The organism is Anaerostipes hominis (ex Lee et al. 2021) (assembly GCF_002270485.1).
Taxonomy (GTDB): domain Bacteria; phylum Bacillota; class Clostridia; order Lachnospirales; family Lachnospiraceae; genus Anaerostipes; species Anaerostipes hominis.
Map to the genome: position 1 here is coordinate 1 of NZ_NQOG01000017.1, position 13,414 is coordinate 13,414.

Consider the following 13,414-nt stretch of genomic DNA (forward strand, 5'->3'; position numbering starts at 1 on the left):
AAGGGAAAATTTCCGAATCGCAATTAGCTTCTTAGCTTTTTAAAACAATAATCTTTTTTGCGCTGCCATTAGACAGCTTATTAAAGTGCGCCTTTTATTGGCTGTCCTCTACTTTCTTTCACAGTATCCCCTCTCTTTGAAAAAGGGTAGTTATCTGTTTTTAGACAATCACCCATAAGAACATTGCTATTCTGTTATATTTAAGATTATAGATATACATAATAAATATATAATATATCTACAATGCTATTTAGTGCATGATCTTGAATAATTGATGTTTGAAACTCCTCCATTTTTAAAGTACTTACTAATAACCTAATTTCTCTAAAAGAATTCTTAATTTCATTTTGTGATGTAATCCAAATTATCTTTATATTCTTTTGTTTTAAAAGTTTATTTATTTGCTTTATATGTCGTGTTGTTCCAGAAAATGATACAATTATTGCAATATCATCCTCACTCATACTTTCTATTGCAAGTATCTGGCTTTTTAAAGTTGGAAAAGAATAAGCAGTCTTATTTAACCTTGTAAATTTTTCGCTGAAATTTTTAGCAACAATATTAGAAAAAGAGCTACCAAAGACATAAATCCCCTTAGCTTCTTCAATCCAATGAACAGCTTTAATCAGCTTCTTTTCATCAATAAGTTCTTTTGTTTCTACAAATGACTTATTAAGCGCCTTAAAATACCCATTCAATATAGAATTACTATTCCTATTTTCATTACCACTTTTAACACTTTTATTGCTTATTTCATCCTGAAGAAACTCATTATAAACAATAACATCCTCTTTTAACTCCTTAAAATTTGAATTATTAACCCTTTTACAAAACCTTGTTATTGTAGAAGGTGAGGTGTTACATGCTTTTGCAATATCAAATATAGTCATGTCAGGGATTATTTCATGGTTATGTAAAATATACTGTGCTATATAGCTATCTATAGAAGAATACTCCGTTATTTCTTCTACACATCTTTTTATGTTAGAAAAAAATGAATACATACTTTCCTCCATTTATCTTGACATAGGACCATTCTATAACTATTAAATATATATTATATTACAAAAATATAGGGTAGCATAAACTACCCTATATCTTTATGTAATTATTCAATACCTAAATATTCTCTCATTTCAGTTTTATAAACAGAAGCTTTATTACCATAAATAAATTGTACACCTTGAGCAACCTTAACTATTCCATTAGCAGATAATTCATTTTTGAAATACTCATCTTTTTCTATTACTGAGGTGTCTTTTAGTGTTAAACGTAATCTAGTAAAGCATGCTTCTACTTTTAAAATATTATCTTTGCCACCAACGGCTTCTACTATTTTAGGAATTAAATTTCCTGTATTACTTTCATTTACTGCATTTTCTTCTACATCTACAACTTCTCTTCCAGGGGTTTTTAAATTGAATTTAATAATTACAAATTTGAATACGTAATAGTAGATTACAAAATAAACTATTCCAAGTATAGGTAACCAATACCAGTTAGATCCCTTATCAGCATTTAATATTCCATTGAATATCCATGATAATAATGGTCCTCCAAAGGCTGATGGTCCTGCTACATTAAATTGAACTATATATGTTAATACATAAGCTATTCCTGACAATAAAGCATGAACTCCAAATAGCATAGGTGCTACGAAAAGGAAACTATACTCTAGTGGTTCAGTAATTCCCATAAGTGCACAAGGTATAACTGCCGCTATCATAAGAGAGGCTACTTTCTTTCTATTTTCCTTCTTTGCAGTCTTATATATTGCAAGTGCCGCACCAGTTAAACCAAACATAGCAAATAATACTTTACCATTCATTACATAACGACTTATATTAATGTCAAACATAGCACCAGGAGTATTTAATATTGCATTATATATATTTACAGCTCCCTCTACTGTTTGACCTCCAATTTCCATTGCACCACCAAGAGATGTGAAGAAGAATGGAAGATATATAAAGTGATGTAAACCAAAAGGTAATAACATACGCTCTGCAAATCCGTATACAAATGCTCCAAACACACCAGTTGAATTAATAAATCCAGAAGATAACTCTAAAGCATTTTGTATAGGAGGGAATATAAATGATAATCCAATACCTGCAAAGCTAGAAACTATAATTGTAATTGCAGGTATAAAACGTGTCCCATTAAAGATACCCAATACTGGAGGTAATTGTATCTTATAATATTTATTATGAAGATAACTTACTATAAGACCAATTATTATACCACCAAACACACCAGTATCTAAAGTAGTTACACCTAAAATTGCTTTTTGACCAGTAATTAAATTGCTTGTATCTATAACACCTCTGGCAATTAAGAAACTTCCCATTATTGTATTCATTGTCATATATCCTAAGAAACCTGATAATGCTGCTGTAGCTTTTTCAGACTTAGCATATCCATACGCAATACATATAGCAAAAATAATTGAAATATTATTATTTACAACGTTACCTGCATCCTTCATTAATTGGAATATAAGAGAAAAGAAACTATTCCCTAAAAAAGGTGCAACTTCAACTAAGCTAGCGTTTGTAAATGCACTACCAACACCAACAAGAATACCTGAAATAGGTAAAAGTAGAACAGGCGCCATTAGAACTTTACCTAGTTTTTGAAATGAGCTAAATATTTTTTTCTTATCCATGAAAATCCTCCTTATCTTTCGTTCTTTAATTTTAATGTTGGCCAATAATCACCGTTTGCATCAATTAAGTCATCTAAGATTTTTCTTGCAACTGTTGTAGATGGTACTGTTTTGTTTATAGCTATAGCTTGTAATGCTTTATCATAAGAATTTTCAAAATAAGCATCTACAGCTAATTTTTCTGAAGCTAATTGATTTTCCATCATTCCTTTGTGGAAGGTTGGTATTGCTGGAATTGACACTGGCTCTGGCCCCCATGAACGTATATATGCTGGTACTTCTACCATGGCATCTGCTGGCATATTAGGGATAGCTCCATTATTTTCTACAATTACTAAGAAACGTTCTCCCTTATTGTATGCAATAGATGAGGCTGCATCAACTATAAAGTCGCCAAATACTGTGAACTCTTGTAATGGACTCTTATAGTTTTCTGGTGACTCTAAATATTTCTTGTGTTCTGCAAACATTTCTTGTTCACGTTCTTCAATAACCATATCAGCTCTTGTACGATTTATATCCATTTTTGCTACCATCTCTGAAGAATATAAATAGTATTGAAGATAGCTGTTTGGTAAGAAGTCAGGATAATCCTTAACTATCTCTGCATATTGCTTCCATGTCTTTTGCCAATCCTTATCTTTATGATGCTTATCACTACAAGCTGTCATACCAGAAGTTAATATCATTTCTCTTAATTCTGGTAAACGGTCCTTCCCATCTTTATCATATAAAGCTGTAAACCACCCAAAGTGATTTAATCCAAAATAACATGGGTCTAATGATTGCCAGCTATCTAAGCCTAACATCTTAGAATAAGATAAAAGAATTGCTGTTGGCATATCGCATATATTTAATATTCTTTCATTATTGAACTCTCTTCTTGTAGCCTCTGCAACAACTGCTGCTGGGTTTGAATAATTTAAAATCCAACAATTTGGAGAATACTTTTTTGCCATTTTTATGATATGAATTATAGCTGGAATTGAACGCATTCCATAAGAAATTGATCCTCCAGGACCACAAGTTTCTTGTCCAACTACTCCATATTTTAATGGAATCTTTTCATCTGAACTTCTTAACTTTAATCCACCTTGACGAATTTGAGCAAATACAAAGTCTATATCTGTATAAGCCTCTTCTTCATTTGTTGTAACTACAACCTCAAGACCTGGATAAGTTTCATTAATGAATTGCTTCATGATATCATATACTAAATGTAATCTTTTTTCATCGATATCAAATAAAGCTAATTTTCTTAAAAGAAATTCATCCTTCTTTTGTAATAAACTTTGAATTATTCCTGGTGTGTGTGTGCTTCCTGCACCTACTATAACTACTGCATTTTTCTTCATATCCATACCTCTTTTCTGTAAATGTTTTCTTTGGGTGTCTATAATATATCACCTTACAGAAAAAAAATTTAAAAATTTCATTTTATGAAATTTTTTAGTATGAAAATGTAATAATCTGGTCAACAATATTATAAAATCCACTTATTAAAAGAGAAAGTACGCTGGGAAGAAGAAAAAAAGCGTAGAATCGTCGTGATTCTACGCTCTTCTGGCTGTTCTACTCATACTTTTTATTGTATAAAACTGTTTTTTGTCAAGATAATTCCCCATATTCTTCATCAGAAACCGGCTCGCGCCATTCATTCCTGCAGTCAGTTCCAGGCACCTCCAATGCTATGTGGCTGAACCACGAATCTTTCTTTGCGCCGTGCCAATGTTTCACTTCCGGCCTTATATTGATGACGGTTCCGGGTGTCAGGCTTACCGCATCCTTTCCTTCCTCCTGATACCACCCTTCACCGGCGGTACAGATCAGCATCTGTCCGCCGCCTGTCTCTGCGTGGTGGATATGCCAGTTATTGCGGCATCCCGGCTCGAATGTTACATTGGCTGTAAAGATTCCGCCCTTCTCCTGGGAGTTGTTCAGTACATTTAAAAAAGATGCTCCGCTGAAATACTGCGCAAATCCTTCGTTAGGCTCTCCCTGCCCAAATACATTGATTTCGTCAAATTCCTTTTTCTCTATCATCTTCATTGATATCAATCTCCTTTTTCCTATTTCTTTGCCGCTGCATTCACACAGCTTAATGCGTTCAAACTCCTTGGGTATCCAATATACGGCAGGCACTGAGAAATAATCCTGATTAAAAACTCCTTGCCATTGCCAATCCTCATATTGGCCGCCGCATGGCTGGTAAGCTGAGGCTCACATCCGCCCTGTGCTGCCAGAAAACAGAATGTGATCATCTCCCTTTGTTTGTAGTCAAGCCCGTTTCTCGTGTAATAATCCCCAAAGCAGTTTTCAGCCAGCCATTGATTGATGTGCCTGCTCTCCCGAGGACCGGACTGCCAGAAATCCTGCATTCCTTCTCCGAAGATCTCCACTTGTACCTGTGTTCCTGTCTCCCTGCGGTTCTCCACAGTGTTGCCTGCCTGTCCTTCCAGCGGAAGTGATACCCCTTTTTCTGTCAGCACTTCATTGGTAATCTTTAAAAATGGAAGGACTCTACCCATTCCTAAATAAGCTGCTGCCTGATATACAATTTCTTTCACTTCAACAGGTGTAACCCCTAAATCCATGGCCGCAGGCAGTAATTCTCTGAATGCTTCTTTTCCCTGACAGCCTAAAAGAGCTGCCAAAATTGCCATAAATCCGATCTTGTCATCAAGTTTCACCTGATTGACCACCTCATCAAATACAAAATGATTAAAACGCTCCATAAACTCCGGATCTGTTTCTATAAGCTCAGACTCGCATCCCTGAAATATTTTTTCCTTGTATTTTTTTGAAAATTCTGTCATTGCCATCATTCTCCCTCGCTTTCCCTATCCATCTTTCCTTCATTATATTTGCCATAAGCTTGACCTGGAATCTCCAGTACGTTACGATAGTATAAACTAAATGTTTATACTATGATTGGAGGTGCCCTATGTATAACAGTCTCTTAACAGCCTTTGTAACGGTGGCTGACTGCGGCAGTTTTACAAAAGCTGCAGAAATCCTGTACATTTCACCTACCGCTGTTATGAAACAGATCAATTCCCTGGAAAACCATCTGGACCTGAAGCTTACAAAACGGACACCCTCAGGGATTCGTCTGACGCCTGCCGGGGAGGTAATCTATAAAGATGCAAAGTTTTTATTCGATTTTTCCAAAAAATCAATTACGAATGCCAGACATGCTATGTCTTGTACAGACCGAACTTTCTATGTCGGAACATCACTTCTTAACCCGGCAAAACCCTTTATGAATTTGTGGTACCGCGTAAATAAAGATTTTCCTGGCTATAAACTGCATCTTGTTCCTTTTGACGATAACCATAAAGGGATTCTTTCAGAAATATCACAATTGGGAGAAAAATTTGATGTCCTGATCGGTGTCTGTGATTCTAAGACATGGCTAAACAAATGCAATATGTTTCCTCTCGGAAGATATAAAAAGATGTGTGCAGTCTCAAGGGAACACCGTCTTGCAGAGAAAAAACTGCTGAAAATTACGGATTTATACGGTGAAAAACTCATGATGGTAAAGCAGGGTGACTCCGATACCAATGATCATATCAGAGACGATCTCAAGAAACATCATCCCCAGATACAAATAGAAGACACCCCGCATTTTTATGATATGTCCGTGTTTAACCGGTGCGCCGAGACAGAAAATATACTGTTATCCCTGGAATGCTGGCAGGATGTTCATCCTGGGTTAGTGACAATTCCCGTAGAGTGGGAATACAGCATATCCTATGGGCTGTTGTATTCACTCAAACCTGCAGATTATGTGCTGCGGCTGGTTCGGATATTAGAACAGATGAATTTGTCATCGTAATCATAAACCCTCCAAAAGGGAACAATATAGGCGCTATAAAAATCAATTTGTAGGAACGTCTTTGCTTAATCCATGCCGTACTTTTTTCAACCTTTGGAAATCGATCAGCGAGAAGCATTTAGAATATCAGTTAAACATTGTTACATTTGAAGATGACCACAGAAATATACTTTCAACACTTGAACACTTAGGGAAGGATTTTGATTTTTTTGTAGGAACGTGCAGTTCAAGATCCTGGCTGTCGAAATGTAACTTTTATCCTCTGGGATATCACTATTTGAATGTGGCAGTTCCATACGGGCATCCTCTTGCCGGATATAAAACGATAGAACTTTCTAATGCCTACCCATGCTTCAACCTTTATAGATTATTCCGCATCTTCTATTATGCTAAATATCTTCTTTCAATTTTCATCCTCATTGATGCATAGTCCAAATGGAGCAATGCAGAGTAATCCTTATCTTCTAAAACAACACCATAGGCATATTTTTTGAACAACTCAATTTCCGTATGTTTTCGCTTGTTGACCATGTCTTGAAGATAAATTAGATATACTCCTCTTGGAAGGTATATGGCCAACTCTGGTTCCATGCTATTCATATCTGTATCAACTTTATCCGCATTTATTGATTTCCCTATAACTAATGACATCACTTTAGGGTATTTTGCCGCATTAAATTCTATCCTATTTTCCATAAAACAAATCCTTTCTTCAACACCCATTATTGCCTGTTCGTATCCAACACCCAAGGTTTCTACCTATACCTTTATCTCCATCCCATTCTTAAAAGTAAAATGGATATCTTCCTTGCTGAAGACTGTCACATAATCCACCAAACTGTACCAGATCCGTTCTCTGAATTCCGTAACCGTCCCGTCCTGCTGTTCCAGTTCTGTGAGGAACATCTCTATTTTTTCACGCCTTGCCAGTTTCTCAGTAATGGCAAGCGTGACGGCATCCATCTGCCCCTTCACCCTGTCGAAACGCTCCGACAGGCCATCATACCTTTTCTGGTATTCGCTTTGGTCGAGGGCAATGCGGGCGTTCTCGTCAATGCACTGCTGTATCATCCCCGCTATCACGTTCAGCTCTTCCTTCAGCCCCGCTTTCTCCCTTTCAAGCTTTCCCGTGGAAAAGGCGGCATCCGTCAGCTAATTTTGCGTTGTGCTCTGATACGACATCTTCTATGAGCGAAACTGTAATGCCATACTCAGATGAAAGTTTACGGAATATCTCTGCTTCGTCCGGCTCACATCCAAAAACCGTAATATGTGTTTTTTCTTCATTCGTTTCCTCCTTAAAATCTCACTGGGCTTTGATTTTATCCAAAATATCAACGCTGTCCTGAAATCTGCTTTCCTTCGTAGAGCCCATGACTACGCAGATATAGGTTTCTCCGTCAATCACTGCGGCAGAAACGACACAGGCGCCGCCAAGGCTGCTGGTTCCGGTTTTCAAGCCGATAACCTCCGGATGGTAATATGGACTATTCGGATCAAGAAGCTTATTGGAATTTTTATAAGTCACCTCTCTTCCGTTCGGCCATTTTTCATTTGATGTTTTGCTTGCCACAATTTCTGAAATAATGGAATTCTCCAAACATGCCTTTGCAATAATGGCAAGGTCATAGGCTGTGGTATACTGTCCCTCGGCGTCATACCCATCCGGGACCACAAAATTTGAGTCTGTGGCGCCAATCTCCCTGGCCTTCTCATTCACCTTATCCATGAATATTTTAATGGCCTGCTGATTGGTCAGGCTGTTATCATCTGCAATGGCCTTTCCGGTATTGACTGCAAGGGTATAGGCTGCATCATTGCCGGACGGAAGCATAAGGGCAATCAGTAGCTGCCTGACAGTCAATGTATCGCCCTGCATAAGCCATGCGGTTGACGAATCATTATGGATCATTTCAATCTCCGCACCTACCCTCATTTCATCCTCCGGGGAACAATGGTCAAGCACGGTCAACGCCGTAATCATTTTGGCTGTACTGGCCGGCGCAATCTTATCCGTGCCGTTTTTCTGATACAATACCGTATTGGTGTCTTTATTCACCAAAATGGCGTTTGCTGCTGTGATGTCTGCGGAAATCGTGCCAGCCTGATCTGATACGGCAGGCTCTGAAAATGGAAGAACCTTTTCGCTCTGGTCATCAGCCACCCGCGAAATGTCTTTGCCGGGTTTTGTGCTCTCTTCGACTGGAAGGGCAGGCTCTTTACCATCCTTAAGGAAATGTGCGACCCCAAAGATTACAGAGGCTATGAGTAAACAGAGCATGGCACACGCAGCCCTGTAAAAAAGCAATTTTCTTCTTTTCGCTTCTCTGCGGTTCCTTCCATCGTAATTTCTTCTGTTGTTTTGACGTTTCACGTTTCTCTTAGCTCCTTTCTGAAAGCAAAAAAAAATCGCTCCCCCTAGTATAAAAGCATACCAGAATGGAACGATTTATGTTTTCGTATTCTTTTATGGATAACACACGGTTTATCCTGGAATTTCTTACGATTTTTCTACGAGCGGCAATGTAACCTCAAAACAGGTGGTGCCGTTTTCACTGTGGGCAGTGATCTGCCCATGGTGCAGTTCCACAATCTCCCTTGCAATCGCAAGCCCCAGACCGGCTCCGCCGGTGCTTGAGCTCCGTGACACATCCAGGCGGTAAAACTGCTCAAAGCTCCTTTCTAATCTCTCTCCAGGAATCGTATCCCCCTCGTTCATGATTTTGATCAGCACATGGTTTTCTGTCTTCCTGGCCTTCACCTGAATGGTGGTATTCTCATAACAGTAGTTGACGGCATTTCTCATCACATTATCGAACACCCGCTGCAGCTTGTTGGCATCGCAGGACAACATCATGTCCGGCTGAACATCAAATTCACATCTCAGATTTTTCCCGGCCAGCATCGGCTTAAACTCATGCCCCAGCTGTTCCAGCATCATCGTCAGATTGATTTTGCTGTATACAAGCGTAATGTTTGAAAGATTAAAACGGGTAATTTCAAAAAACTCATTGATCAGCCCTTCCAAACGCTCCGCCTTATCCAGTGATATGGAAAGATATTTTTCCCTGAGTTCCTCGGAGATCTGCTTCTCATCCCTTAACAGGTTCAAATACCCTATGACCGATGCAAGCGGGGTCTTCAAATCATGGGCCAGGTACATGACAAGGTCGTTTTTCCGTTGCTCTGCAAGCTCGACATCCGTTTTCCGTTTCGTCAGGGTATGCCGTATGGAATTGATTTTCCTTTCGGTCGAAGCCAGTTCCGGAGGCAAGGCAATATCATTGGTATCTTCATGCACCAGGGTATCAATCCCCCGGTTGATCTCCTTAAAATACTTTGAAATGCTGTCCAGATAGTGGCGGAAAATGATAAAGAACACGCCCATGACGGCAATCAGGAAAAGCCATATCTCATACGCCTTGAAAGTTCTCAGGTAAACAGCCACCGCCTCATTCCGGTCATGATAAACAAAACACTCTAATATGGCTACCACCACATTTGCAAAATTATCTTTTAAGACGAACAGGTAAATAACCGCTATAATCAGAATGGAGCATGCCATGATCAGCAGTATTTTAACAAACAATCTGTTTTTAAAAAGCAAATAGTCATCTTCATGACTGATGTTATTTTTATTTTTCAATGGTATATCCCACTCCCCACACGGTTTTTATAAATTTCGGATTTCTTGACGGCTCCTTCATTTTCTCTCTGAGGCGCCCGATATGCGCCATCACGGTATTATTGCTATCAAAATACCGTTCTCCCCATACTGCCTCAAATAATTCCTCCGTAGAAACAACCATCCCCTGACGCTCGCACAGATACCAAAGGATGGAAAACTCCGTTGGCGTCAGCTGGATCTCCTTTCCAAACAGGATACATTTATGGCTGCTCTTGCTGATTGTCATCCCTCTGATATCGTATTCTGTGCGTTCAGCCTCCTGCTTTATGCGGGGCTGCTTGTACCGCATGTACTGCCTTAACTGCGCCTTTACTCTCGCAACCACTTCCAGCGGGTTAAATGGCTTCGTAATATAATCATCCGCAACGGACAGCCCCATGATTTTATCCCCGTCCTCGACTTTCGCTGTCAGCATGATAACAGGGAAGTAGGACTTCTCCCGGATTTTCTGGCAGATCTGAAAGCCGTCAACATCCGGAAGCATGATATCCAGTATGGCTAAATCCAATTCTACGGATTCAATGCACTTTAATGCATCCTTGCCATTATAGAATTTATAAACGGAATATCCATCATTTTTCAGATATACTTCAACTAAGTCGGCCAGCTCTTTTTCATCATCAACCACTAAGACTTTTTCATTCATATATTGCTCCTCACTGTTGGGCCAACTCAACTATCCTACAGACGGTGTTTGCGTTTTGATTGTCAGAATAGGAATTTGCTGATTTGTCCACTGTGTACTAACGATTCAGAAGTTTTGTTAAATCCCCAATAGAAGTATCCATCTTCACAGATATTTCTTCCATAGTCATACCAGAAGCGAGAAAACGCCTAATCACCATTTTCATATCCTCGCCAACCTCTATAAGATGTCCATCCAAGTCGTAGAAGCGGATTACACGCTGCCCCCAGCTATGCAGGGCGACTTCTCCCAGATATTCGATCTCCGGGTACTCCTTCAGCTTATTCAGGAAACCATCGAAATCCTGCTCCTCAAAGACGACTTCCGCATTATTGGATTTTTTCAGTACCTTTTCTTTTGGTATACTTACCAGCCAGTCAAAATCCTGCTGTAACGCCAGCCCACAGGTAAACGCGATGTTCCTTCCATAATCCTGATACACTTCTAATCCGAATAGGTCTTCATAGAACTTCCTTGCGGTCTTGATGTCAGCTACTGATATAACCACACATACATACTTCATTTAAATTCTCCTTTTCATCGTCACTTTTTCTTGCGCAACTTCAGGTCAATATCATTCTTTGCTGCCACAGCCTTCAGCAATCCTGCGGCAAGAGCGCTTTTTTCTTTGAGCGTCAGCGTTTCCAAATCGGATCTGTTTTCAATTTGCCGGAGTACCTCCTGCAGTTCCTGCAGTTCCAACAGGTTGACTGCCACACAGAACAGCGTCTTTTTCCTCCCGTCATTATAGTGGGCGAGGAGGATGTCCAGAATGCATGCCTTTTCTGCCTGCTCTGCGTTGTAGGCTTCCACTCCAATCTGCTGTGCCTTTTTCATATCGCGCTTTTGATTCCTTCCTGTGATGAAAACATCATAGTCTTCGATATGATCATATTTCGGACAAGGGTATTCACCGCACTGAAAGCAGTATTCAATCCCTCCATGTTCCATGCTACATCTTGCAATTTTACAAGACTGATTTCCCTCGCCGCCCCCGCAGCCAGGGCAGTGTTTACTCAAAAACATAGGGCAAAGCCCACAGTTCAAACCACAGAGAGCGAATAATTGATTTTGTCGATTAAATCCTTTCATGATACCTCCTAAACATCTTGTCCCCAGCCGTTCTTTTCGTAAGATTTTCTCACATTAAAATCATCTTCCAACACCTACAAGAAAATTCATTGACAGCGCATTTTTTGTAATTCCACAAATGGGCATTGATGGGGTTATTATATCATGATACTTCAATATAGTCATTTCTTTTCTGCTTTTGATAAATTACTTATCAGACTATGATTTATAAAGGATGCTAAAGCATTGCTTACGCAACAAGCCCTTGACAAACCATAATCTAATAAGTTTTAAGGTAATCAAGCAGAAATGAAATATTATACTGTTTCATGGCAAGAACAAAGTGGGCAAGCCCACTTCAACGCCCCAACCCCTCCCTCACTCTTTGAGGGGCTTGACAACTTTGCGTGCCAGATGCAATTTGCCGCAGGCAAATAATTTCCTTACGCATCTGTGCACAACCCGCGGAGCGTTTTTTTTCATAGGGAAGGTCGTAGAACTTTCCTATGAAATGAAAAAGAGATCCTGAACATTTACGCAGTATCTCTTAGCTTAGTAGCAATATTCTTTTATTTGGGAAACTCCATTTTCCTACCGTGAAACTGTTTTATTCGTCACCCCGATTTTTTCACCAGGTTCTGCCTGGGTAATTCCCCGTTCCTTACGAAGCAGAGCAATAAACACTCCGATTTTCTTCTGATCCAAGATCATCCCCTCCTTTTTATGCTCATTATAACAGGAGGAGATCATTTTGTATTCCCCACAGACAGCGAAACACCCTTTTGTCGTCTTTTAATCTCAACAAATCATTACAGGATGTCGATCACCATCTCAATGAACGGAATAATAATGCCAAGCAGAAAAAATATTAAAATAATTTTAGCAACGATGACTTTATTTTTATACCATGGCACTTAGCTGGTTGTCAGCATTAAATACTTTTATTTTATTCCTTTCCATAAACAAATAACCCCTTTCAGTCACTTAATTTGTTTATCAAATCTTTCAGTTCCTCAACTTGCCCTTGTGAAATCGTTTCTGTAAAGGCACATACCATATCTGATAAAGAATCATCGAACCAAAATTCTTTTATATTTTCTAACTGTTTCTTCTGATATGCTTTTTCTTCTATGAGAGAAATTACATAACTATAACGCCCTTTCCATTCCATGTGTATAAAACCTTTTTTTTCGAGTTTTGTTAGATAGGTTCTGACCGTGGCTCGACTGTATTCTTTTTCATAATCTTCCTTTAAACTTTGAATTATATCATAAACAGTTATAGCTTTCTCTGTTTTTTCTAATTTCCAAATGGATTTCATAATAATAGTTTCTACACCATATAGTATATCTTTATTTTCCAATGCTATCTTTCCTTTTCTGTTTATTGTTATAAATAGATTCTACTATAATTTCTATTTTTTTCAAGCCCTTAATTCTGTTCCTGAAAAATTTTTAAATA

Annotated in this window: 14 protein-coding genes and 1 pseudogene; 1 reads left to right on the forward strand and 14 read right to left on the reverse strand. The window is 38.7% G+C overall.

The genetic code is table 11. The features are described from left to right. Positions 1 to 206: 206 nt before the first annotated feature. The 5 genes from CI597_RS13225 to CI597_RS13245 form a co-directional block, all read right to left on the reverse strand. A complete protein-coding gene (locus CI597_RS13225) occupies positions 207 to 1,004 on the reverse strand; it encodes a MurR/RpiR family transcriptional regulator (RefSeq protein ID WP_158221719.1) in 798 nt (265 codons plus the stop codon). A gap of 104 nt (positions 1,005 to 1,108) precedes the next feature. After that, complete coding sequence (locus tag CI597_RS13230; RefSeq protein WP_024727166.1) at positions 1,109 to 2,668, reverse strand: PTS transporter subunit EIIC; 1,560 nt, start codon at positions 2,666 to 2,668, stop codon at positions 1,109 to 1,111. Between the two features lie 11 nt (positions 2,669 to 2,679). Continuing rightward, positions 2,680 to 4,023: a 6-phospho-alpha-glucosidase gene (locus CI597_RS13235; RefSeq protein ID WP_095142961.1), complete on the reverse strand. Its 1,344-nt coding sequence runs from the start codon at positions 4,021 to 4,023 to the stop codon at positions 2,680 to 2,682. Between the two features lie 253 nt (positions 4,024 to 4,276). Next, positions 4,277 to 4,717: a cupin domain-containing protein gene (locus CI597_RS13240; protein WP_024727164.1), complete on the reverse strand. Its 441-nt coding sequence runs from the start codon at positions 4,715 to 4,717 to the stop codon at positions 4,277 to 4,279. A 20-nt stretch (positions 4,718 to 4,737) separates the two neighbouring features. Continuing rightward, the gene (locus CI597_RS13245) at positions 4,738 to 5,490 is read right to left on the reverse strand and encodes a carboxymuconolactone decarboxylase family protein (protein ID WP_095142962.1); all 753 of its coding nucleotides are present in this window, start codon (positions 5,488 to 5,490) and stop codon (positions 4,738 to 4,740) included. A gap of 122 nt (positions 5,491 to 5,612) precedes the next feature. Between CI597_RS13245 and CI597_RS13250 the strand changes: the two genes are divergently transcribed. Next, entirely contained in the window at positions 5,613 to 6,509 is an 897-nt protein-coding gene (locus CI597_RS13250) for a LysR family transcriptional regulator (protein WP_024727162.1), read from the forward strand. Positions 6,510 to 6,893: 384 nt separating this feature from the next. On the opposite strand, the gene CI597_RS13255 is transcribed toward CI597_RS13250, so the two are convergent. The 9 genes and pseudogenes from CI597_RS13255 to CI597_RS13300 form a co-directional block, all read right to left on the reverse strand. Continuing rightward, positions 6,894 to 7,259, reverse strand: a complete 366-nt coding sequence (locus tag CI597_RS13255) for a hypothetical protein (RefSeq protein ID WP_024727161.1) — start codon at positions 7,257 to 7,259, stop codon at positions 6,894 to 6,896. Between the two features lie 9 nt (positions 7,260 to 7,268). Then, positions 7,269 to 7,592, reverse strand: a complete 324-nt coding sequence (locus CI597_RS13260) for a hypothetical protein (protein ID WP_095142963.1) — start codon at positions 7,590 to 7,592, stop codon at positions 7,269 to 7,271. 55 nt (positions 7,593 to 7,647) lie between these two features. Continuing rightward, positions 7,648 to 7,779: pseudogene (locus tag CI597_RS13265) on the reverse strand (D-lactate dehydrogenase VanH-D); the annotation flags it as partial. A 36-nt stretch (positions 7,780 to 7,815) separates the two neighbouring features. Beyond that, positions 7,816 to 8,883, reverse strand: a complete 1,068-nt coding sequence (vanY-D, locus tag CI597_RS13270; protein ID WP_095142964.1) for a transpeptidase-like D-Ala-D-Ala carboxypeptidase VanY-D — start codon at positions 8,881 to 8,883, stop codon at positions 7,816 to 7,818. A gap of 126 nt (positions 8,884 to 9,009) precedes the next feature. Beyond that, on the reverse strand, positions 9,010 to 10,155 hold the full coding sequence (gene vanS, locus CI597_RS13275; protein ID WP_095142965.1) for a vancomycin resistance histidine kinase VanS: 1,146 nt from the start codon (positions 10,153 to 10,155) through the stop codon (positions 9,010 to 9,012). After that, complete coding sequence (gene vanR-D, locus CI597_RS13280) at positions 10,145 to 10,843, reverse strand: vancomycin resistance response regulator transcription factor VanR-D (protein WP_024727157.1); 699 nt, start codon at positions 10,841 to 10,843, stop codon at positions 10,145 to 10,147. The genes vanS and vanR-D overlap by 11 nt, the downstream gene beginning before the upstream one ends. 97 nt (positions 10,844 to 10,940) lie before the next feature. Further along, positions 10,941 to 11,405 carry a VOC family protein gene (locus tag CI597_RS13285; RefSeq protein ID WP_024727156.1) on the reverse strand — a complete coding sequence of 155 codons (465 nt, stop codon included), beginning with the start codon at positions 11,403 to 11,405 and terminating at the stop codon, positions 10,941 to 10,943. 20 nt (positions 11,406 to 11,425) lie between these two features. Continuing rightward, positions 11,426 to 11,974, reverse strand: a complete 549-nt coding sequence (locus tag CI597_RS13290; RefSeq protein WP_024727155.1) for a DUF3795 domain-containing protein — start codon at positions 11,972 to 11,974, stop codon at positions 11,426 to 11,428. Positions 11,975 to 12,929: 955 nt separating this feature from the next. Beyond that, positions 12,930 to 13,316 (reverse strand): BlaI/MecI/CopY family transcriptional regulator, encoded by a 387-nt coding sequence (locus CI597_RS13300; protein WP_024727154.1) that lies wholly within the window; start codon positions 13,314 to 13,316, stop codon positions 12,930 to 12,932. Positions 13,317 to 13,414: the final 98 nt, after the last annotated feature.